Here is a 22193-nt window from a genome sequence, read left to right on the forward strand (position 1 = left end):
CCCGGCCGCCTCCGGTGCCTGGAGATCACTGTCGGCAGGGGGCAGGGACAGCTCGAAGTCGGGCGTGTCCGCGATGAGCGCGCGCGTGTACTCGTGCCGCGGCCGCGCCATCACCTCGCCCACGTGCCCGTACTCCACGATCTCGCCCTTGTTCAGCACCGCGACCTTCTGCGCGATGTTGGACACCAGGGCGATGTTGTGGGTGACGAACAGCAGCGCCATCCCCTCGTCCTGCAGGTTGCGCAGCAGCTCCACGATCTCGGCCTGCACCGACACGTCCAGCGCCGAGGTGATCTCGTCGCAGATCAGCAGGTCGGGGCCGGTGGAGATGGCGCGGGCGATGCTCACCCGCTGCCGCTCGCCGCCGCTGAGCTGCTCGGGGTAGCGCGCGGCGTAGGAGGCCGGGAGCGCCGCGCGCTCCAGCGCCCGCGCCACCACCGCGTCCGGGTCCTTCGGCTTGCCCGCCAGGTGCGTGTACGGGGCCAGGATCAGGTCCCGCACCCGCTTGCGCGGGTTCAGCGCCTCGTAGGGGTTCTGGAAGATGTACTGCACCCGGCGCCGCTGCTCGGCGGTGCGCCGGTAGCTGCTGTGCGCGAGCGCCTCCCCGTCGAACACCAGCCCCCCGGAGAACTGCGTGTGCAGCCCGGCGACCGACCGCGACAGCGTCGTCTTGCCCGACCCGGACTCGCCCAGCAGCGCCACGCACTCGCCGCGCTGGACCTCCAGGTCGATGTCGCGCAGCACGGTGGTGCGCCCGTACCCGGCCTGGAGCCCGCTCACCTCCAGCACCGGTGTGTCGGCCGGGTCCTCCGGGTCGGGGTGCCCCTCGGTGCGCAGCAGCGGCACCGCGCGCAGCAGCCGCCGCGTGTACGGGTGCTCGGGCTCGGCCAGCACACGGGCCGCCGCGCCGCGCTCGACGACCTCGCCCTTGTACATCACCGCGATGTCGTCGGCCAGGTCGGCGACGACCGCCATGTCGTGGCTGATGTACACCCCGGCGGTGCCGTAGTCGCGGGTCATGGACCGGATGGTCTGCAGCACGTGCGCCTGCGTGGTCACGTCCAGCCCGGTGGTGGGCTCGTCCATGACGATCACGTCGGGGTACCCGGCGAAGGCCATGGCGATGGCGACCCGCTGCTGCTGGCCGCCGGAGAGCTGGTGCGGGTAGCGCCCCAGGAACGCGTCGTCGTCGGGCAGCGCCACCTCCCGCAGCACCTCGCGCACCCGGTCGGCGCGCGGCCCGCGCTCCTGCTCGTCCCACTCGTGCAGCGCCTCGGTGAGCTGGGTGCGCAGCCGCAGCGCCGGGTTGAGCGCCGACGCCGGGGACTGCGGGATGTAGGCGACGGCGCGGCCGCGCAGCCGCCGCACCTCCGTCTCGCCGAGCCCGGTCAGCGGGGTTCCGGACACCTCGATGGTCCCCTGGGAGACGTGGGTGGCGCGCTTGCAGTGCGCCAGCAGCGACAGCCCCAGGGTGGTCTTGCCCGAGCCGGACTCGCCGACCAGGCCGAGGATGTGCCCGCGCTCCAGGGTGAGCGACACCCCGGAGATGATCTCCACGTTCGAGGGGCGGCCCACCACGGCCAGGCCGTCGACGCGCAGCGCGGTTCCGCCGCGCCCGGCGGCCTCGCCGGTGTCCGCCTTCGCTTCGGAGCCGGTCATTACTTCTCCACCCCCCGGTCGATCCCGATGGAGGCCCGGGAGAGCCCGTCGGTGATGAGGTTCGCGCCGATGGTGAGCACCGCGACCGCCGTGACCGGCAGCACGACCGCCCACGGCTGGATGGTGATGGCGGTGCGGCCCTCGTTGATCATCAGGCCCCAGTCGGCCTGGGGCGGCTGCAGGCCCATGCCCAGGAAGCTCAGCGTGGCGATGGTGCCGACCGAGTAGGTGATCCGCAGGCCCAGCTCGACCAGCAGGGGGCTGGTGATGTTGGGCAGGATCTCGGCGGCCATGATCCGCCACCGGGGCACGCCGATCGCTTCGGCGGACTTGACGAAGTCCTGCTCGACCACCTTGAGCGTGGCCTCGCGGGTCACCCGCGCCACCCGGTTGGCGTGCGAGAGCGCGATGATGGTGACGAGCAGCCACACCTGGGGGCCCAGGATCGACAGCAGCAGCAGCGCCAGCACCAGCTGCGGGAAGGCCAGCAGCATGTCGTTGGTGCGCATGATCAGCTCGTCGGCCCAGTTGCGCAGGTACCCGGCGACGATGCCCAGCACGGCGCCGACGGCGACCCCGGCCAGGGCCGAGGCCACGGCGATGGTCACCAGCGTGTAGCCGCCGTGCAGGAACCGGCTGAACACGTCCCGGCCGACCTCGTCGGTGCCGAACAGGGTGCCGTCGGCGGCCGCGCTGTTGGGCATCCCGGCCATCTCGGTCGGGGAGAACGGGCTGAGGAACGGCCCGGCCACGGCGACCAGCAGCACGGCGCCGGCCAGCACCACGCCGATCTTGGTGCGGTGGAAGCGCCAGGCGGTGCGCAGCAGGCCGGGGCGGCGGACGGGGGAGGCGGGCGCGGCGGGCGCCGCGCCGGATGCGGTGGCGGCGGTGCTCATCGAGACGACACCCTCACCTTCGGGTTGGCGGCCAGCCCGACGACGTCGGCGACCAGGTTGACCAGGACGTACACGGCGGCGATCAGCAGCGTGACGGCCTGGATGACCGGGAGGTTGCGGGCCTCGATCGCGTCCATCAGCGCCTTGCCGATCCCCGGGAAGTTGAACAGGAACTCGATCGCGACCACGCCGCCGGCCAGCCAGCCCAGCTGCAGCGCGATCACCTGGGCGACCGGCCCGATCGCGTTGGGGGCGGCGTGCCGCCAGATCACGGTGCGCTCGGGCAGGCCCTTGAGCCGGGCCTGCTGGACGTACTCGCTCTCCAGGACCTCGATCATGGAGGCGCGCATCATCCGGATGATGGGCGGGCTGACCGCGATCGCCAGCGTCAGCACCGGCAGCACCAGCTGGTCGGGGTTGGCCAGCACCTCGGTGGAGCTTCCGGCGTAGACGGCCGGCAGCAGTTTGAGGCCGCCGGTGGCCAGCAGCAGGATTCCGGCGATGCCGACCGCGAACTCGGGCACGGCGGCCAGCACCAGGGTGACCATCGAGGAGGTGTGGTCGAAGCGGCGGTCGCGGCGCAGCGCGGCGAACGCGCCGATCACCATGGCGATCGGGGCGGCGATCACCGCGGTCACCAGCATCAGGGTCAGGCTGGCCTGGATGCGCGGGCCGAGCAGTTCGGAGACGGGCATCCCGCCGGACAGCGAGGTGCCGAAGTCGAGCACCGCGACGCCGCTGAGCCAGCTCCAGTACTGCAGGGCGAGCGGCTGGTCGAGGTTGAGCTGTTCGCGCAGCGCCGCCAACCGGTCGGGGTCGGCGGCCTCGCGGCCGAGGATGGCCTGGGCCGGGTCGCTGGGCAGGGCCTGGGTCGCCGCGAAGACCACGAGCGAGACCACGAACAGCGTCAGCAGCCCGTAGAACAGGCGGTACAGGATCAGTCGGAGCATGGTGACCTTCGAGTCTGCGGGAGCGGGCGTTCGTCGAGGGCGGCGCGTCGGCGCGCCGCCCCCGTCCGGTCAGTGCTCGACCGTCAGGACTCGACGGTCACCGCGCGGAAGTTGTAGCCGCCCAGCGGGTGGCCGACCACGGAGGGCTCGAAGCCCTTCACCTTCTTGCTGAGCCCGTCGATCATGCTGGGGAAGCCCCAGATGATGTAGCCGCCGCGCTCGTACTCGATCTTCATCGCCTGCTGCACGAGCTTCTCGCGCTCGGCGTCGTCGGTCGCGGCGCGGGCCTTGTCGACGATCTCGATCCACTCCTCGTCCTCCCAGTGCGTCTCGTTGAACGGTGCACCGGGGTAGGAGCCCTGGGCGGTCTGGGACAGGTAGTGGCGGGCGCTCCAGAAGTCCTGGGCGAAGGTCCACTCGAGGTAGTTGTCGCCGTAGAACTCCTCGCTGGTGACCCGCTTGAGCTTGACGGTGACCCCGGCCTGTTTGGCCTGCTCCTTGAAGACCTGGGCGGCCGCCTCGGCCCCGGCGTTGATCGGGCCGGTGACCAGCTCGACCTCCAGGTCGTCCTCGTAGCCGGCCTCCTTGAGGAGCTTGCGGGCCTCGGCGATGTCCTGCTCGCGCTGGGGCAGGTCCTCGTCGTAGAAGGGGTCGAACCGCCCGTACACGTCGTTGCCGACGAGCCCGTGGCCGTTGAGGGCCTGGTCGATCATCTTCTGGCGGTCGACGATGAGCCGGAAGGCCTGGCGCACCTTCACGTCGTCGAAAGGCTTCTTGTCCACCCGCATGGTGAACGGCAGCCACATGCCCGACTCCGACTCCATGATCTGGAGCGCGTCGTTGGACTCGATGACCTCGATCTGCGAGTGCGGCACCTGGGCGATGGCGTCGACCTCGCCGCTGACCAGGGCGTTGACCCGGGCGCTCTCGTCGGCGAAGTTGATGATCTCCACCTCGTCGACCTTGGGGCGGCCGTCCCAGAAGTCGTCGAAGGCGGTGAACAGGCTGCGCTCGCCCTTGGTGAACTCCGAGAAGGCGAACGGGCCGGCGCCGACCGGGTTCTCCGGGTCGTAGCCCTCGGGCACCAGGCCCATGGCGTACTCGGCGCACAGCTCCTTGAAGTTGACGTACCCCTCCTCGAAGGGGATCTCGACGGTGCGCTCGTCGACCTTCTTGAGGTCGTCGCGCTTCATGGTGGCCAGCTGCTGGGCGCTGGTGCCCGGCTTGTCCGGGTCGGTGATGCGCTTGAGGGTGAAGATGAGCGCATCGGCATTGACCGGCGATCCGTCGTGGAAGGTCAGGCCCTCCTTGAGGGTGGCGGTCCACACGTCGGCCGCGTCGTTGGGCTCCAGCGACTCGGCCAGCGCCATCTCGATGGAGAAGTCCGCGGCGAACCGGCACAGCCCGGCGTACAGGTTGTAGACGCGGGCGATGTCGGGGTTGTCGGTGGGGTTGTGGGCGTCCACGGTGTCGTTGGACGAGCCGCCGGCCACGCCGACCCGCAGGCGTCCGCCGCCCGAGCCGCCGTCGCCGCCGGAGCCCGAGCCGCAGGCGGACAGGGCGGGGACGACGACGGCGCCGGCCGCCCCCGCCATCAGGACGCTGCGGCGGCTGGGCGCCGCCTTCGCGTCCCGGGCGGTGGGCTGATGGTCGGAATCGGTGGGCAGGGACGACACGTGACACCTCGGTTCGCGCTGGGGTCGGGACAGGGTGCGCTTCGGCGCCGGGTCGGGGAGGCGCGAAGGGAGGGGCACCCGCGGCGCACGCATGCGCCGACCCGACCGATAGTCATCACCACGAAGATGCACGTCAAACCGTGGTCAATCGCTTGCACACAGTGAAAACGGACGGTGCTGGACACCCGATGGCATTTCGTCACGGCGCGTAGCTAAAATGGGCGTGACCAGGGAAGATGCGATTATCGCAAGTTGCGCCAGGCGCACTGCCGTCCGGATGGTGCGAGCGCGTGTCGCGGCCCCGGAAGGTGCCTCCGGGGCCGCGAGGTCGTGACCGAATCGATGCGGGCGATACGTGAAAACGTGTTGTTTGAGGTTGGTTTCGCCCGTTTTGGGTTATATCAAGCGCATGCTTGGTAAAGACGGGGTCAGCGGCGCCCCGCCTCCGGGTCGGCCAGGGTCCGGCGGCTCTCGGCCAGCGCCTCGGGGCCGACCGTGAAACCGGGGTCCACCTGCCCCCGAAGGTCGCGCCCGGTGGCCGCCTCGGCCCAGGCGTCGGCGTTGCGCAGGTGGAACTCCACCCCCTGCCGGGTGAACTTCTCCCAGTCCTTGGGGACCGCGTCCACCGCGTCGCGCATCCAGGCGAGCGTCTTGAGGTTGGCCTCCTCCAGCTCGCCGAGCGCCGGGTGGCGGCCCTTCTCCATGGAGCGCACGAAGCGCGAGTGCCCGAACGTCGCGACCAGCGCATCCCCGACGTGCTCACGGAGGAACTCCAGATCAGCCTCGTCCTCCACCTTGTTGCCGACCACCATGATCCGCACGTCGTGCTCGCGGGCGTAGTCGGCGTACTGCCGGTACACCCCCACCCCGCGCAGTGTCGGCTCGGCGACCAGGAACGTGACGTCGAAGCGGGTGAACAGCCCGGAGGCGAAGGAGTCGGCCCCGGCGGTCAGGTCCGCCACGGCGTACTCGCCCGCCCCGTCCACCAGGTGGTTCAGGTACATCTCGGCCGCGCCGACCTTGGAGTGGTAGCAGGCCACCCCCAGGTCGTCGGGGGTGAAGGGCCCGGTGGCCATGAGTATGGCGCCCCCGGCCGCGCGCAGGCCGAACCTGTCGTGCACCGGGTTGTCCCCGGACAGGCCGAGCAGGCGCGAGCCGTGCCCCGGAGGGGTGGTCTTGACCATGTCCCCGGCCGTGGGGATGCGCGGGTTGTCGCCGCGCAGCAGCTCCTTGAGCTCGGCCAGGTGCCCGCCGAGGGTCGGCAGCGCGGCGAGCTCGGCGGCGGGCACGCCCAGCGCCGCGCCGAGGTTCTGGTTGATGTCGGCGTCGATGGCGGCCACCGTGTGGCCGGACTCCGCGAGGAACCGGGTGAACAGGGCGGACAGGGTGGTCTTGCCGCTTCCGCCCTTGCCCGCGAACGCGATCTTCATCTGGTGCCTTCCGAACGTGGTCCCTGGGTCGTGTGGGCCCCGCGGTGCGGGGTGCCCGTGATGATAACGATTATCGTTCCGAAAGGGGGCGGTGTCAGGGATTTCACCCCGGCCGCATCCCCGGCGCGCCGCGGGGGCGTCCGGCGGGCGGACGGGGCGCCCCGCGCTCCGGCCGCCCCCGGGCAGGGGGTGGGAATGCCCAGGTCGGCAGGGGTGTTGACGTCCGGGCGCGTCCTTTGTCGTATCGGGACCCGACACGGAGGCGCGTTTTGTGGGGTTGCCGCAGCCCTGCCGGTCCGGATGTGCTGTCCTGGTCATGGTGCGCCTTTGTCTAAGGTGAGGGCGGCGGCTACCGTCGGCCGGTGATGGGAGTGACACGGGGATGACCGAATCGCAGCGACTCCAGGAGTACGCCGCTGCCGACCCCGTCGCCGCGCCCGGCCTGGCCGAGGAGGAGTTCGCGGAGGCCGCCACCGACCACACCGTGTGGAGCTGCGTGGGCAACCTGACCGCCGTGCGCTCGATCCGCGCGCGGGTGCGCGACGTCCTGGAGGGGGTCCGGCTCCCCGGCGGCCCGGTCCCGGCCGACTCCATCGACGACGCCGAGCTGGCCGCCAGCGAGCTGGCCACCAACGCGCTGCTGCACTCGCGCTCGGGCCAGGTGGGCGGGGTGATGACGCTGTCCATCCGCACCGAGCGCGGCCTGATCCGGGTCGCCGTGGCCGACCAGGGCGAGAAGAGCGCGGAGGCCGGCCCCGACGGCGAGCTGCGCGAGGCCGACGGCGACTACGGCCGCGGCAAGCTCATCATCGAGAGCTGCACCTCGCGCAGCGGCGAGTACCGGGGCGAGGGCACCCACGTCGCCTGGTTCGAGATCGACCTGCCCGAGTCCTGATCGGCGGGGTGCGCCCCGCGAGCTGTCCGTTATGCACCTGTTTCCTCCTTGATGTGATGATCGGTCGGAGGGCGGGTAGGTTCGCTCCCGGCCGGGGTCCTGCCCGGCGGCGCCGCGGGCGCCCGGCGAGCGGAACAGGAGACGGGCGGCATGGCGGTCGACCCCGAACTTCAGGCCTACATCGACACCCTCACCGAGGTGGTCTTCGACGACGCGCTGGACGTCCCGGCCGAACGGGCCCGCGAGCGCGGGGAGGCGCTGGAGGCGCCCCGCTTGGCGCTGCTCCACTCCGTCGAGGACCGCACGGTCCCCGGCCCCCAGGGCGCTCCGGAGGTCCCCGTGCGCGTCTACCGGCCCACCGCCGGAGAGGGCCTTCCCGCGGTGCTGTACCTGCACGGCGGCGGTTTCGTCGTCGGCGGCCTGGACACCCACGACAACGCGGTCCGCCTGCTCGCCGAGCAGGCCGGGGCGCTCGTGGTCTCGGTCGACTACCGGATGGCCCCCGAGCACCGCTTCCCCGCCGCCCTTGAGGACTGCTTCGCGGCCTACACATGGCTGCGCGACAACGCCGCCGCCCTGGGTGCCGACCCCGGCCGCATCGCGGTCGCCGGGGACAGCGCGGGAGGCTTCCTCTCCCTGTGCACGGCCTTCATCGCGGCCGAGCGCGGTGTGCCCGGACCGGTCCACCTGGGCCTGGTCTACCCGGGCACCGGGGCCGCCTCCGGCGAGGGCTTCGCCGGACCGGCGGGGGAGGGCGCCGACGACTCCGGCGGCATGAGCGCCGACGAGCTCGGCTGGTACATGCGCGCCTTCCTCGGCGACTTCCCGCTCTCCGAGCTGCCGCACTACGTGCCCCCGGCGCGCGCCCGCGACCTGTCGGTCCTCCCGCCGACGTTCATCCTCACCGCCGAGCACGACCCGCTCAAGGAGGACGGCACCGCCTTCGCCAAGCGCCTGGAGGAGGCCGGGGTCCCGGTCGAGTCGTGGGACGCGCCCGGCATGGTGCACAGCTTCCTGCGCTGGATGCACGCCGTCCCGGCGGCCCGGAGGTCGGCCCAGCCCTTCTACGACGCGATGCGCAGGGCCCTGCGAAGCTAGGGCGTGTTGATGGGGAGTGTGCGCCCCGGTGGTCGGTCGAAGACCACCGGGAACCGCTTGGCCGGGGCGCCGATCGGCGGGTCGTGCCGGATCGCGGCGTAGGGCGCGCAGCCCATTCGGCACACCCCGCGGCGGCGCACCCGGTACGGCGCTCCGGCCCCGGGTCGCCCGTTCAGCGTCCGGACCTCCGCCCCGATCCACTGGCGGATGGCGTCCTGGAGTGGTGGAACCTTGGAGTGGTGGAACCTTCGGCGGCCGCGGCCGCCCTGGACGGTCGGTCCTCGGCCGCCCAGCGACAGCCGGGGCGCCGGTCACGGCACCGACACCGAGGCGGGCCGCCCCACGACCGTGACGCCCGCGCCGGCCTGGCCGGACGGAAATGACACCACTCCAGCGGACGTGACCCACCGGCGCACCCGGCCCGCACGCACCGGCCGCGGGCGGCCCTCGCCGTGACCGCAGACGATGCAGAGTCTCCCATCAACGATCCAAGGGCGTTGCGTGGACCACGGCCCACTGCGCGACGCCCGGGCACGGCCCTCGCCGCGTTCTCATCGGCCGACGGCAACGCCCACGCCGACGCCCCCTGTCCCTCGGGAGCACGGCGTCCTAGCGATGGACATCGCGCTGCCGGTGCCCTCTACGGCCATGACCCGCGCGGACACCCCCGAGACGGCGCGGCCCCGGGACGGGGAGGTGCACCGGCGGAATCGGACGGGAGCCGGCGCACCTCCCCTGGACCGGGCGCGCGCATCAGCCGATGCGCGCGGGGGCCGGTGAGCCCTGCACCGTCACCCCCAGGGCGGCCAGCTCGGACGGCGGCGCTCCGAGGGAGGCCACCACGGAGGCCCCGCTCCACAGCGCCACCGCGGCCAGCACCACCTGTTCGGGCTCGGCCATGGCGGCGTCCAGGGCCACCGTGTCCTCCGGGGTCAGGGCGAGTTCGGCGTCCAGCGCGCGGAACCGGCCCAGCAGCTCGTCCTGCCCGTGCACCGCGGTGCGCACCGACCGGGCGTCGGCCTCGTAGGTCAGCAGCCCGCACCCGGCCTCCCCGGCGGCCCGGTCCGGCTCGGCCCCCTCGGGGCCGGGCAGGAGCAGCTCGTCGAACGGCGTGGTCTCGGGGGCTTGGCCGAACGCCACCACCTGGCGCACCCGGGACCGGTCGGCCAGCGCCAGCGCGTCCGGGGCCAGCGCCTCGGACACCAGCAGCATGCGGGTGTCGGTGGTGGTGAGCACCTCGGCCGCGGTGGCCGGGTCGCCCTCCACCAGCGGCAGCACCACCGCCCCGGCGGCCAGCGCGGTGAACACCGCCAGCAGGCGATCGGGGGAGGGCGGCGCCAGCACCGCCACCACGTCCCCCGGGTGCACGCCCCGGCGGACCAGCCCCGCGGCGGCCCGCTCGGCGGTGGCCGCGAAGACGATCGCCGGGGTGCGCGCGCCGTCGGCCGCGGTGACCGCGGGGGTGCGGGCGGAGCTCTGCAGCCGCTCCAGCAGCCCCTCGGTGAGCGAACCGGCCGGGGTGCCGTGCGCGGGCAGATCCCTCATCCCGTCCCCCACATCGCCTCGCTCGGGCACCGGTCCGCCCGGTGCCATCGCTTGCCGGGCTCGTCACGCCCCCTCCACGTGGCGAGCCCGGTAGCGCCGTGCCCGTCGGCGCCGCGGGTGCCTCCCCTCTCCGCACCCGCGGCCGCACGGTCCTCCAGCGATTCCGCGGTGCCGCCGCCGGACCCCCGCTCCGCCGCCCCCGAGGGGACGGAGCAGGGCCGCCGGGCGGACACTCCGCACGGCCGCTCCGCGGTGCCCTGGAGACTCGCACCTCCAGGACCTCCGAGGGCCTCGCCCCTCCGCCTGACGTCGGCGGGGCTCGGCGTCCTCATGTGCACGACACTAGCGCGCGAATCGGCGTTTGCACATGCATTCACGTGTGCACCTGCATATGTATTTTCCGTGCCCAAGACCGTCGTGATCCTGAAATAGCAGGTCGTCGCGGGGATCGGCGGGGGGGGCCNCCCCGGAGGCGGCTCACCCGGTGGGCCCCGGGCCGCCGACCCATGCCGCGATCTGCCGCCGGGAGTGGAAGCCGAGCTTGCGGTTGATGTTGGCGACGTGCCGGGCGACCGTGGCCGGGGCGATGAACAGCTTCACCGCGATGTCCCGGTTCCCCAGGCCCCGGCTGACCAGCCGGGCCACCTCCAGCTCGCGCGCGGTCAGATCCCGGCGCTCGGGCACCGCCTCGCGCTGGGGCGTGCGCGGCCGGGGCAGCCGACCGGTCTCGGCGACCCGCAGCGCCAGCGCCGCCGCCGCGCCCGGGTCCATCCGGCGGCCCTCGTGCCACCAGGCCGCCAGCTCCGCCGCGTCCACGCCGAGCTCCGCCGCGGCGCACGCCCAGGACCGGGCCGGCCGCTGCGGGGAGGACCGCTCGCGCAGGGCGGCCCCCGCCCCGGCGAGGCGGCACGCCTCGGCGACGTCGCCGTCCCCGGCCGCCACCCGGGCGATGGAGGACAGCCCCACCGCCACGCCCGCGCGCTGGCCGGTGCTCTGGCTGAGAACCAGCCCCTCGCTCAGGTAGTCGTAGGCCTGCGCGGCCGACCCGAAGGCGCGGGCGACCCGGCCCACCCCGTACAGGCACCGGGCCAGCTCCGGCGCCGCTCCGATGTCGCGCTGGATGTCCAGCGACTCGCGGTAGCAGCGGTCGGCGGCGGCCAGGTCGCCCTGCCGCTCGGCGGCGGTGGCCTGCCCGATGAGCACCACCCCGACGCCCCAGCGGTGGTCCATTCCGCGCAGGATCATCAGCGCTGCGCTGTAGCGGGCGTCGGCGGCGGGCAGGTCGCCCCGGTAGGCCGCCAGCGCGCCCTGGCCGCTCATCGCCAGCGCCTCGTTCCACAGGTCACCGGCGGAGCGGGCCAGCGCCAGCGCCTCGGACAGGCGCGCCTCGGCGGCGGCGCGGTCCCCCGCGCGCAGGTCCAGCAGGGCGAGGAGGTTGAGCCCCATGGCGACCGTGGCGGCGTCCTCGTCGGCCCGGCACCGGGCCAGGCCCTCCTCGGCCAGGCGCCGGGCGGTCCCGGTGCGGCCCCGGGCCCACTCCAGCTCGGCACGGCACAGCAGTGCCCGCGCGCGGGCGCCTCCGCCCTCGCCCTTCGGGTCGGGTCCGGTGCCGGGAGGGGCGGGGGCCGCGGACGCGGGGGGATCGGACTCCGCGGGGGGCGGGCCGCCGGCGCCCGGCTCGTTGAGGAAGAGCCCGCTCCACTGCGTCCCCTCGGTGAAGTGGTAGCCGGTCACCCAGTACGCCCGCAGCGCCGCGCAGAAGCGCAGCCCGGCCTCGGTGTCGCGGCGCCGCGCCGTCCAGTGCAGCGCCGCGCGCACATTGTCGTACTCGATCGCCACGCGGCGCCACCGGCCGTACCGCTCGGCCCAGGGCATCAGCCGCCCGGCCACCGCCGCCTCCCCCAGGTCCTCGACGGCGGCGAGCATGTGGTCCCGGTGCCGCAGCAGCACCCGGTCCCGCTCACCGGAGGCCTCCAGCCGCTCCGCGGCGTAGCGGCGCACCGTCCCGGGAAGCCGGTAGCGGACCCGCTCCTGCAGCTCGGCCGTGAGCGCGATCAGCCCCCGGTCGACCAGAGAGGAGACCAGGTCCAGCACCGCCCCCTCCTCGACCGGGCCGCCCGGGCAGACCCGTTCGGCCGACTCCAGGTCCCAGTCGCCGAACACCGAGAGCCGCCGCAGCAGCACCCGCTCCTGCTCGCTGAGCAGGCCGTGCACGTGGTCCAGCAGGGCGCGCAGCACCGCCTCCCGCGAGCCGAACGGGCGCGGGCGGTTGCGCCGGGGCTGCGGGGCCGCCCCCGCCTGCCCCCGCAGGCACGCGGTGACCTGGGCGGCGACCTCCTCCGGGGAGAGGCGGCGCAGCCAGGCCGCGGTGAGCTCGACCGCCAGCGGGATGCCGCCCACCGCCCGGCACACCGCCGCCGCGGCCGCCACCGTCCCCGGGGTGGCCGACAGGTCGGGGCGGGCGTCCCGGGCCCGCTCAAGGAACAGCCGCACGGCCTCGGAGTCGCGGGCGTCGGCCTCGCCGTCGGGCCCCGGCAGCGCCAGCGGCGGCACCCGCCAGATGGCCTCGCCGGGGATGCGCACCGGCTCCTCGGAGGTGATCAGCAGGGACACCTCGGGACAGGACTCCACCAGCGAGGCGCCCAGCCGGGCCACCGGCCCGGCCACGTGCCCGCAGCCGTCCAGCAGGAGCAGCACCCGCCGCGAGCGCAGCGCGTCGCGCAGCGTGTCCTCCAGCGGCCGCCCGGCCTCCTCGGTGACCCCCACCGCCGCGGCCACCCGGGCGGCGACCTCGTGCGCGGTGGCCAGCCCCGCCATCTCGGCCAGCCACACCCCGTCGGCGAAGGAGCCGGTGGCGTGCGCCGCCACCCGCAGCGCCAGCCGGGTCTTGCCGATCCCGCCCACCCCGCACAAGGTGACGACCCGGTCGGCCTCCAGCAGGCGGAGCAGGTCGCTCAGGTCGCGCTCGCGGCCGATGAAGCTGTCGGATTCCAGGGGGAGGTTCTGCCGCGCCGGCGCGGTACGAGGTGCCATGGCCATCACGCGATCAGGCGGTCGGGGGCCGCTCTCACCTTGCCTGAGGGTAAGGGCGTTGAGGGGGAGTCGTGGATCGTGCGAGCGTGGTTTGGCTCTGTTCTTAGTAGGTGAGCACGGCGCGTGCAAGCGGTACGGGGGAATCGGAGGCGTCCGGTTTCCGGCACTCCGCGTGTCCGCGCCGCTCCCGGTCGTGTCCGGGGGCGGGCGGTCGGCGTGCGCGCGGCCCGCCTCACGGGTCGAGGCGGTGCTCGCGGGCCCACTCGGCCAGTTGCGAGCGGGACGTGAACAGCAGCTTGCGGAAGATGTTGGCGATGTGCCGGGCGGCGGTCGCCTGGCTGATGGTCAGCCGGTCGGCGATCTGGCGGTTCGACAGCCCTTGGCTGACCAGCACCGATATCTCCTTCTCCCGGCGGGTGAGCAGGGACGGCAGCGGCTTTCGCGGGGTGGGGAAGTACAGCGCGTTCTCCACCACCTGCTCCAGCGGCAGGCCCCGCCAGGCATGCCAGGCCTTCTCCGCGGCGTCGTCGCTGAGCACCGACCGCGCCTCGGCCAGCAGCGCCTCGGCGTGCACCGCCGGTACCCCCAGCGACTCGCGCAGCAGCGCCCCCGACCCGGCCAGCGAGGCGGCCCGCTCGGGCTGCTCCTCGGCCACGGCCAGGTCGCCCAGGGCCTCCAGGGCGTGCGCCACGGCCAGCCGCCGCCCGCTGGCCACGCTCATCCGCAGGCCCGCCGAGAGCTGCCGCCGCGCCCCGGACACGTCGCCGCGCACCAGGTCCAGGTAGCCCAGGCCGGCGGTGCACCGGGCGATGTCGGGCACCAGCTCCATCTCCACGAACACCTGCAGGGCGTCGTGCAGCTGGCGGGCGGCGGCGTCCAGGTCGCCGCGCCGGGTGGAGAGCATGCCCAGCGCGTTCAGGCACCGGGCCACGCACCACCGGTCGCCGATGTCCTGCCCGATGGCGATGCTGCGGGTCAGGAACACCTCGGAGGAGTCGTCGTCCCCGCGCGAGCGGGCGAGTTGGGACAGCGCGCCGAGGGAGCAGATCTCGGTGAACCGCTCGCCGGAGGCGATCGCCAGCCGCAGCGCCTCGCGGCCGTGCCCCAGCCCCTCCTCGGCGTTCCCGCGGCGCAGCGCGGTCATCGCCAGGGTGGTGCGGGCGATCCCGGCGGCGGCCCCGTCCCCGCACTCCTCGGCGGCCTCCAGCGCCTCCCGGGCGGCGGTCTCGGCCGGTTCGGGGCCGTGCACGCCGAGCATCAGCTCGGCGCGGACGGCGGCGGCGCGGGCGCGCAGCGGCGCCGCGCCCTCCCCGCTCTCCAGCAGGTGCTCGATCGCCCGGCAGGCGGGCTGGTGCAGGTCGCGCACGTACCAGTAGCTGCGCAGGGCGGCGCAGATGCGCAGCCCCTCCTCGACCATGCAGGCGCCCACCGCGCGCTCCAGCATCTGCAGGGTGTTGTCCAGGCAGTGGTCGAGCACCCGGATGTGCTCGAGCCGCTCCTCCCAGGGGAGCCGGTCGGAGAGCCGCTCGGCCAGCCCCTCGTACCACTCGGCGGCGGTGGCCAGCATGCGCCGCCAGACCCGCTGCTCCTCGCCCGCGGCCGCCAGCTCGGCGGCGGCGAAGGCGCGCACCGTGTCGGTGAGCCGGTAGTGGCGCTCGGAGCCGACCACCGAGTCCAGGGCCACCAGCGACTTGTCCACCAGCCAGGTGTGCGCGCGGCGGGCCTGGCCGGGGTCCAGGTCGCCGAAGGAGCACACGTGCACCGCCTTGTCCAGGCTCCAGGTGCAGAACACCGCCAGGCGCCGCAGCAGGAGCTGCTCGGCGGGGCTGAGCAGGCCGTGGCTCCACTCCAGGGCGGCCCGCATGGTGCGCTGCCGGGCCGGGACGTGCGGCTCGTCGGTGGCCAGCAGCCGGAACCGGTCGTCCAGCCGCGCGAGGACCTGCTGGGCCGAGAGCACCCGGATGCGCGCGGCGGCGAGCTCGATGGCCAGCGGCACCCCTTCGAGCATGCGGCACACCGCGGCCACCGCGCCGGTGTTGGCGGGGGTGAGCTCGAAGCCGGGCCGGGCGGCCAGGGCGCGGGAGACGAACAGCCGCACCGCCTCGGAGGCCAGGGCCCGCTCGGGGGTGAGCGGCGGGGCGCCGGACCGCCGGTGGCCCCCGGGGTCGGGCGGCACCGACAGCGGGGGCACCCGCCACACCGCCTCGCGTTCCACCCGCAGCGGCTGGCGGCTGGTGGCCAGGATGTGCACGCCGGGGCAGTGCTCGATCAGGTGCGCGCACAGCGCCGCGGCCGCGGCGGCCACGTGCTCGCAGGTGTCGATCACCAGCAGGACGCTGCGCGAGCGCAGGGCCATGGCGACCGCGTCCTCCGGGGAGCGGTGCCCGCGCTCGGAGACCCCGGTGGCCAGGGCGGCCGCCGAGGCCACCTGCTCGGGGGAGAAGACCTGGCCCAGGTCGACGAAGCGCGCGCCGTCGGCGAAGGAGGCGGCGGAGCCGTCGGCCACATCCAGGGCCAGCCGGGTCTTGCCGATCCCGCCGGTGCCGACCAGGGTGACCATCCGTGTTCCGGCGATGATCCGGCGGAGGTCGGCGACGTCGCGTTCGCGGCCGATGAGGTCGTCGGGTGGCACGGGCAGGTTATGGCGAGGGTCTGACATGGCCTCGTTCACTGGGCGATGCGCAACTGAGGGATGCCGCTCCGCCGTGCCGACCCGGGACCGGCACACGTGAGCCCTGCTTCAAGTGTTCCACGCGGGGCGGCCCGTGTCCGCGAAACTGGCCGGTTCCGGCAGCGGCGCCAGGGCGGGAGGTCGGAGGGGGTACCGCTCGGATCACGGCCGTCGAGGGCACCGGCGGCGTCGTGCTCCCTCGCGAGGCCGCCGTGTCCCCGACGGGCGGGGCGGTCGGCCGGGGTGCGCCCTCGGTCGAAGCGAACGCGGCGAGGGGCGTGGCCGGGCATCGCGCGGCAGGCCGGGGTCCGAGCGACACCCCCCCCTGGCGCCGCGGCCGGTCCGGGCCACGGGTCCCAGGGCGTGTCGCTCGGATCAGGCCCTAGCGGGCCGGGCGCTCCCAGGCGGCGGGGTCGGCCTCGGCCTGCTCGCCGGTGGCCATGTCCTTCACCTCGTGCGGGCGCCCCTCGGCGAACGGCGGGAACCACACGAAGGGGATGCCCTTCTTGGAGGCGTACTGGAGCTGCTTGCCCACCTTGGATGCCTGGTGGAAGACCTCGGTGTTGAAGCCGCGGGAGCGCAGCAGCGCACCGGTGCGCAGCGCCTCCTCGCGCCGTTCGGCGGAGGGGACCGCGACCAGCACGTCGGTGGGGCAGGTGCGCCCGGCCGGGAGCCGCCCCTCGGCCACCAGCTTGGCGAAGATGCGGGTCAGCCCGATCGAGATGCCCACGCCCGGCAGGTTGCGGCGGATGAACTGCCCGGCCAGGTTCTCGTAGCGGCCGCCCGCGACGATGCTTCCGTAGCCCGGGTCGTCGTCGAAGGCGGCCTCGTAGACGGTGCCGGTGTAGTAGTCCAGGCCGCGGGCGATGGACAGGTCGGCCACCACGCTGCCCTCGGGCAGGTCGGCCAGCGAGTCCAGGACGAAGCCCAGCTCCTCCAGGCCCTCGGTGAGCAGGTCGGACTCGGCGCCGAGCTTGGCGACCTCGTCGACCACCGAGCGGTCGGCGCCCTTGATGCGGGCCAGCTCCAGGCAGGAGTCGATCTGGGCGCCGGACAGCCCCTCGTCGGACAGGATCGCCCGGACCCCGTCGTCGCCGATCTTGTGCAGCTTGTCGACGGCGCGGATGACCGCGAGCGGGTCGGCGATGCCCAGCCCCTCGTAGAAGCCCTGCAGCACCTTGCGGTTGTTGATGTTCAGGGTCCAGGCGGGCAGGTCGAGCCCGGCCAGCACCTCGTGCACCACGCGCGGCATCTCGGCGTCGAAGTGCAGGGGCACGCCGTCGACGTTGATGACGTCGATGTCGCACTGGGTGAACTCGCGGTAGCGGCCCTCCTGCGGGCGCTCGCCCCGCCAGACCCGCTGGATCTGGTAGCGCTTGAACGGGAATGCCAGCTCGTTGAAGTGCTGGGCGACGTAGCGGGCGAACGGCACCGTCAGGTCGAAGTGCAGCCCGAGCCGGGCCTCGGAGTCCTCGCCCTCCTCCTCGTGCACCCGGTGCAGGGTGTAGACCTCCTTGGAGGTCTCGCCCTTGGCCATCAGGACGTCCAGGTTCTCCACCGAGGGCGTCTCGACCGAGGCGAACCCGTACCGCTCGAAACCGGCGCGGATATGGTCCAGCCAGCGCTGCTCCACGGACCGAATCTCCGGCAGCCACTCGGGGAAGCCGCTGATGGGGGTCGGGCGGATGACGCGCTGTTCGGACATCGGTTCGGATGGCTCCTTAAGCCGGTGCAGGGATCAGACCAATGGTAGGCCCTGGCGGGTGGTCGGACCGAACCGCCGGGCGCGCGTGACCCGGGTGTGGGCGCGGGCGGACAGGGGCGGGGCGGGCGCGGCGCCGCGGCACGGGCGGCGGGAACGCCGCCACCGGCCCACCTGGACGGTCGAGTGGGCCGGTGGGGCCACCGCGCACGGCAGGGGCCGGGACATCGGGCGTCCGGGCGCCCCTGCGCGTCGGTGAGGACCGTTCCTATGCGGCCGCGCCGAGTTCGCTGTGCCAGGAATGCGAAGAAGGCGGTCACCGCGTCGAAGGCCTCCCCTCCACGGTAGTCCGGGGTCCCGTGCCGCCGACACTGTTCCCGGCGGCCGAAATGGGCCGCTCACAATGTCGTAAAGTCCGCGTGCTCCGGTGGTCTCCGGGGCCCTCCGCCGCAGCGCTCGCCACCGCGCCGGGGATCGGGCCGCTAAACATCCGGCATTCTTGATATTCGGTACGAAACGGGCGCAACCCCGGGAGGGCGCATGAAGCTGGGCTGGACGCTGTACGGAGACGGGAGCGCGCCGCCCCCGGGCGAGTCCGTCGCCCCGGGGGAGCGGCTGTCGTGGGGCCGCACCGTGGGCCTGGGGGCCCAGCACGTGGTGGCCATGTTCGGGGCCACCTTCGTCTTCCCGGTGCTCATGGGCCTGGACCCGAACCTGGCGATCATGATGTCCGGCCTGGCCACCATGCTCTTCCTGCTCATCGTGGGCGGACGCATCCCCAGCTACCTGGGCTCCAGCGCCTCCTTCGTGGGTGCGGCCGCCGTCATCGCCGGGTCCGGGGGCGGCCCGGCCGTGCTCACCGGCGCGGTCTGCGTGGCCGGGATCGTGCTGGCCCTGTCCGGCTTCGTCGTGCACCTGCTCGGCCCCCGGGTGGTCACCGCCGCCTTCCCGCCCGCGGTCACCGGTGCGGTGGTGCTGCTCATCGGCTTCAACCTGGCGCCGGTGGTCGCGGAGAACTACTGGCCCTTCGACCAGTGGACCGGGCTGGCCGTGATGGTCTTCGTCATCCTGGCCACCGTGCTGCTCAAGGGCTTCCTCGGGCGCATCACCATCCTGCTGGGCCTGGTGTTCGGGTTCGCCCTGTCGCTGGCGGCCGACGCCCTGCTCGGCCCGGCGGTGGGCCCCGACGGCGCCGCCGCGCCGCGGGTGGACCTGTCGGCGGTGCGCGAGGCGCCCTGGGTCGGCCTGCCCGAGTTCCACGCGCCGCAGTTCGAGGCCTCCGCCGTCCTGGTGGTGCTGCCCGCGGTCATCGCCCTCATCGCCGAGAACGCCGGGCACGTCAAGGCCGTGCAGGAGATGACCGGCGACGACCTGGACCCCTACATGGGGCGGGCCATCGCGGCCGACGGCATCGCCACCGCGCTGTCCAGCGCGGTCGGCGGCGCCCCCACCACCACCTACGCGGAGAACATCGGGGTCATGGCGGCCACCCGGGTCTACTCCACGGCGGCCTACTGGGTGGCGGCCGCGGTGGCGGTCCTGGTCGGGCTGTGCCCCAAGTTCGGGGCGCTGGTGGCGGCCACCCCGGCGGGCGTGCTCGGCGGCGTCACCGTGGTGCTGTACGGGATGATCGGGTTGCTCGGCGCCAAGATCTGGGTGGAGAACCGGGTCGACTTCGGCGACCCGGTGGTCCTGGTGCCGCTGGCGGCCGGGCTGGTCGCCGGGATCGGCGGGGTGTCCCTGGAGGTCACCGAGGGGTTCTCCATCGAGGGCATCGCCCTGGGTACGATCATCACCCTGGCGGGGTACCATGCGCTGGCCCGGCTGTCCCGCCGCGGACGCGGGGCGGATCCGGTCGCCGAACCCGCGCCGCCGCCCGCGGGCGCCGACGGCTGACCCCGGCCCCTCCTCCCGCCGCACCCCCGCCCGGGCACCCGCGCCGACCTGCGCGGGGCCCACGACCCCGACGATCCGGTCACGCGGCGCGACCGGTCGGTGCTAGGTTCACTGCATGGTCCCCGGGCGCAGCCGCGAGGGCCGTATCCCTTTTGCGGCGGGCCGTCCCGGTACTTCAGGGCGCGCCGCCGCGAACCCGGAGTCGTGAGGACTTGAACAGACAGTGAACGAGTCACCGAAGCTCTCTACGAAGATCATCGTCGCCGGCGGGTTCGGGGTCGGCAAGACGACGTTCGTCGGCGCGATCTCGGAGATCCCGCCGGTGCGCACCGAGGCGGCGGTCACCGCGGCGAGCGCGGGCATCGACGACCTCTCCAAGACGCCGGACAAGGGCAGCACCACGGTCGCCATGGACTTCGGCCGGATCTCGCTCGACACCGACCTGGTCCTCTACCTCTTCGGAACGCCCGGCCAGCAGCGCTTCTGGTTCATGTGGGACGACCTGGTCCGCGGCGCGCTCGGTGCGGTCATCCTGGTCGACGTCCGCCGCCTGGAGGACTCCTTCCAGGCCCTCGACTACTTCGAGAAGCAGTACCGGCTTCCGTTCCTGATCGCGGTGAACGACTTCGACGACCCCGCGGGCTACTCCGACGAAGAGCTGCGCGACGCCCTGGACCTGGGCGCCGGGGTGCCGATCGTGCACTGCGACGCCCGGGACCGCCAGTCCGTGCTGAACGTGCTGGTGGCCCTGGTCAAGCGCGCGATGGCGGTGGAGGCCATGGGGCGCCAGGGCCAGCCCGCCTGAGCCCCCGGCCCCCGCGCGGCGCACCGGCCGCACCCGCGACGGCGGAGCCCCGCCGGTCCTCTCCAGGAGGTCCGGCGGGGCTCCGCTCTGTTCCGCGCGGCCGTCAGCGCTCGGCCAATAGCGCCTCCACACGCGCGCGGACGTCATCGGTGTCCAGGCCCCGGACGGTGACGGTGGTGCGGCGCCGCAGCACGTCGTCCGCGGTCTGGGCCCACTCGCTGTCCCGGGCGAAGACCGCCTGGGCCCAGATGTCCGGGCCCTCGGGGTGGATCCGCTCGCCCAGCGACGGGTCCTCGCGCACCAGGTCGGCGATGTCCAGGGCGACACTGCCGTAGTGGGTGGCCAGGTGCCGGGCGACCAGCGGGTCCATCCGCCGCGGCGGCTCGGCGTCGGCGGTGAGCCGGTGCGCCACCGCCTCGGGGCGGGCGATGCCCGGCAGCGGCACCGTCTTCAGCGTCGGCGACATGTCCTCGGCCAGCGGCACCGAGCGGCTGCGGCGCAGCCGGTCGATGACGGTCCGGCCGATGTGCCGGTAGGTGGTCCACTTGCCGCCGGCCACCGACAGCATGCCCCCGCGGCCGCGGGTCACCACGGTCTCCCGCTTGGCGGCGCTGGTGCCGCCGGGGCCGCCGGGCAGCACCCGCAGCCCGGCGAAGGAGTAGGTGATGTTGGCCGGGTCGAGCACGTCGGCGCCGACGGCGGTGCCCGCCTCGCCGAGGATCTGGTCGACGTCGGCGCCGTCGGGGGCGACCTCGGCCGGGTCGCCGGTGAACTCCTCGTCCGTGGTGCCCAGCAGCAGGTGGTCCTCCCAGGGGATGGCGAAGGAGACGCGGTACTTGTCGACCGGGACGGTCAGCGCCGCGTGCCACGGGCGGTTCGGCTTGACGACCAGGTGCGCGCCCTTGGACAGGCGGATGCTGGGCTCGGCCGCCGGGTCCTCCATGCGGCGCAGGTGGTCGATCCACGGGCCGGTGGCGTTGAGCACCAGGCGTGCGTCGATGCCGAACTCGGTTCCGTCGACGCCGTCGCGCACCTCGGCCCCGCTGACGCGGCCGTGCGTGGTGCGCAGCCCCTGCACCGGGGCGTGGTTGAGCACCACGGCGCCGGCCTCGACGGCGGCGCGCACCGTCATCACGGCCACGCGGCTGTCGTTCATCTGGTGGTCGTGGTAGGCGGCGACCGCCTTGAGGCCGTCGGTGCGCAGGTCGGGCACGAGGCGGCGGGCGTGCGCGGGGGTCATCACCCGGCCCACGCCGTCGCCGAAGGCCGACAGCGCGGAGTACAGGAACACCCCGGCGCCCATTTTGGCGGCGCCGTGCGGGCCGCCCTTGTAGACGGGGACGAGGAAGGGCATCGGGTTGACGAGGTGCGGTGCGACCGAGCCGGACAGGGCGCGCCGCTCGCGGTGGTTCTCGGCGACCAGGCCCACGTTGCCGGTCTGCAGGTAGCGCAGGCCGCCGTGGACGAGCTTGGAGGAGGCGCTGGAGGTGGCCCCGGCGAAGTCGCCGGCGTCCACCATCGCCACCCGCAGGCCCGCCTGGGTGGCCATCCAGGCGACCGAGGTGCCGAGGATGCCGCCGCCGATGACCAGCAGGTCGAAGGTGCCGCGGGTGAGTTCGGCGCGGGTGTGCTCGCGGGCGGGGGAGATGGGGCGGGTCACGGTGGAGGTGCGCATCGCTGGTGTTCCTGACTCTCCTGATGTCGACCGGCGTACGACAATGCCGAACGCATGGCCCAGATTGCCCCCGTCACGGCCGTGTGTCAACTCCCTCTCACCCGGCCCGCCCCGCCCGGCCGCGGCCCTTGCGTCCTGCGGCGCCGCCGGACACGCCGCGGCGAGGAGGGGCATGGCCGCCCGGGGCGGGGCGCGGGCGGCCGAAGAGCGGAATGTGCCGGAACACACATCCGGGCGGGCACGTTAGTCTTGCGTGGTGTTC

At 73.9% G+C, this 22193-nt stretch carries 14 protein-coding genes; 4 read left to right on the plus strand and 10 right to left on the minus strand.

All coding sequences use genetic code 11. The features are described 5' to 3' along the window. From D476_RS32405 to D476_RS0107465, 5 genes are all read right to left on the minus strand, one after another. Window positions 1–1659: ABC transporter ATP-binding protein (locus D476_RS32405; protein WP_017623322.1), on the minus strand; the 1659-nt coding region annotated here is incomplete at its 3' end. Beyond that, window positions 1659–2555, minus strand: a complete 897-nt coding sequence (locus tag D476_RS0107450; protein ID WP_017623323.1) for an ABC transporter permease — start codon at window positions 2553–2555, stop codon at window positions 1659–1661. The genes D476_RS32405 and D476_RS0107450, both read right to left, overlap by 1 nt. Next, window positions 2552–3505 carry an ABC transporter permease gene (locus D476_RS0107455; protein ID WP_017623324.1) on the minus strand — a complete coding sequence of 318 codons (954 nt, stop codon included), beginning with the start codon at window positions 3503–3505 and terminating at the stop codon, window positions 2552–2554. Before D476_RS0107455 ends, D476_RS0107450 begins: the two co-directional genes overlap by 4 nt. 83 nt (window positions 3506–3588) lie before the next feature. Next, window positions 3589–5181: an ABC transporter substrate-binding protein gene (locus D476_RS0107460; RefSeq protein WP_017623325.1), complete on the minus strand. Its 1593-nt coding sequence runs from the start codon at window positions 5179–5181 to the stop codon at window positions 3589–3591. A 428-nt stretch (window positions 5182–5609) separates the two neighbouring features. After that, entirely contained in the window at window positions 5610–6611 is a 1002-nt protein-coding gene (locus D476_RS0107465) for an ATP-binding protein (RefSeq protein ID WP_017623326.1), read from the minus strand. A 382-nt stretch (window positions 6612–6993) separates the two neighbouring features. Here D476_RS0107465 and D476_RS0107470 point away from each other — a divergent pair, with 382 nt between their 5' ends. After that, entirely contained in the window at window positions 6994–7506 is a 513-nt protein-coding gene (locus D476_RS0107470; protein ID WP_017623327.1) for an ATP-binding protein, read from the plus strand. A gap of 150 nt (window positions 7507–7656) precedes the next feature. Then, window positions 7657–8604 carry an alpha/beta hydrolase gene (locus tag D476_RS0107475; RefSeq protein WP_017623328.1) on the plus strand — a complete coding sequence of 316 codons (948 nt, stop codon included), beginning with the start codon at window positions 7657–7659 and terminating at the stop codon, window positions 8602–8604. Between the two features lie 753 nt (window positions 8605–9357). On the opposite strand, the gene D476_RS0107485 is transcribed toward D476_RS0107475, so the two are convergent. The 4 genes from D476_RS0107485 to hisS form a co-directional block, all read right to left on the minus strand. Then, window positions 9358–10149 carry an AMP-binding protein gene (locus D476_RS0107485; protein ID WP_239648624.1) on the minus strand — a complete coding sequence of 264 codons (792 nt, stop codon included), beginning with the start codon at window positions 10147–10149 and terminating at the stop codon, window positions 9358–9360. 477 nt (window positions 10150–10626) lie between these two features. Continuing rightward, a complete protein-coding gene (locus D476_RS0107490) occupies window positions 10627–13188 on the minus strand; it encodes an ATP-binding protein (protein ID WP_017623331.1) in 2562 nt (853 codons plus the stop codon). A 226-nt stretch (window positions 13189–13414) separates the two neighbouring features. Beyond that, a complete protein-coding gene (locus D476_RS0107495; RefSeq protein ID WP_017623332.1) occupies window positions 13415–15814 on the minus strand; it encodes a LuxR C-terminal-related transcriptional regulator in 2400 nt (799 codons plus the stop codon). A 421-nt stretch (window positions 15815–16235) separates the two neighbouring features. After that, on the minus strand, window positions 16236–17558 hold the full coding sequence (gene hisS / locus D476_RS0107500; RefSeq protein ID WP_017623333.1) for a histidine--tRNA ligase: 1323 nt from the start codon (window positions 17556–17558) through the stop codon (window positions 16236–16238). Between the two features lie 537 nt (window positions 17559–18095). Here hisS and D476_RS32410 point away from each other — a divergent pair. Together D476_RS32410 and D476_RS0107510 are read left to right on the plus strand one after the other, a co-directional pair. Continuing rightward, entirely contained in the window at window positions 18096–19451 is a 1356-nt protein-coding gene (locus tag D476_RS32410; protein ID WP_017623334.1) for a uracil-xanthine permease family protein, read from the plus strand. A gap of 223 nt (window positions 19452–19674) precedes the next feature. After that, on the plus strand, window positions 19675–20256 hold the full coding sequence (locus D476_RS0107510; RefSeq protein ID WP_017623335.1) for a GTP-binding protein: 582 nt from the start codon (window positions 19675–19677) through the stop codon (window positions 20254–20256). Window positions 20257–20359: 103 nt separating this feature from the next. Here D476_RS0107510 and D476_RS0107515 read toward each other — a convergent pair whose 3' ends face one another. Then, on the minus strand, window positions 20360–21931 hold the full coding sequence (locus tag D476_RS0107515) for a glycerol-3-phosphate dehydrogenase/oxidase (RefSeq protein WP_017623336.1): 1572 nt from the start codon (window positions 21929–21931) through the stop codon (window positions 20360–20362). Window positions 21932–22193 lie beyond the last annotated feature (262 nt).

It is taken from the genome of Nocardiopsis chromatogenes YIM 90109 (genome assembly GCF_000341185.1).
Lineage (GTDB): Bacteria > Actinomycetota > Actinomycetes > Streptosporangiales > Streptosporangiaceae > Nocardiopsis_A > Nocardiopsis_A chromatogenes.

Excerpts from the sequence above, each read along its gene's own strand:
- D476_RS0107450 (WP_017623323.1), bottom strand. The coding sequence starts at position 2,555 with ATGAGCACCGCCGCCACCGCATCCGGCGCGGCGCCCGCCGCGCCCGCC.
- D476_RS0107455 (WP_017623324.1), bottom strand. The coding sequence starts at position 3,505 with ATGCTCCGACTGATCCTGTACCGCCTGTTCTACGGGCTGCTGACGCTG.
- D476_RS0107465 (WP_017623326.1), bottom strand. The coding sequence starts at position 6,611 with ATGAAGATCGCGTTCGCGGGCAAGGGCGGAAGCGGCAAGACCACCCTG.
- D476_RS0107470 (WP_017623327.1), top strand. The coding sequence starts at position 6,994 with ATGACCGAATCGCAGCGACTCCAGGAGTACGCCGCTGCCGACCCCGTC.
- D476_RS0107475 (WP_017623328.1), top strand. The coding sequence starts at position 7,657 with ATGGCGGTCGACCCCGAACTTCAGGCCTACATCGACACCCTCACCGAG.
- D476_RS0107485 (WP_239648624.1), bottom strand. The coding sequence starts at position 10,149 with ATGAGGGATCTGCCCGCGCACGGCACCCCGGCCGGTTCGCTCACCGAG.
- D476_RS0107490 (WP_017623331.1), bottom strand. The coding sequence starts at position 13,188 with ATGGCCATGGCACCTCGTACCGCGCCGGCGCGGCAGAACCTCCCCCTG.
- hisS (WP_017623333.1), bottom strand. The coding sequence starts at position 17,558 with ATGTCCGAACAGCGCGTCATCCGCCCGACCCCCATCAGCGGCTTCCCC.
- D476_RS32410 (WP_017623334.1), top strand. The coding sequence starts at position 18,096 with ATGAAGCTGGGCTGGACGCTGTACGGAGACGGGAGCGCGCCGCCCCCG.
- D476_RS0107515 (WP_017623336.1), bottom strand. The coding sequence starts at position 21,931 with ATGCGCACCTCCACCGTGACCCGCCCCATCTCCCCCGCCCGCGAGCAC.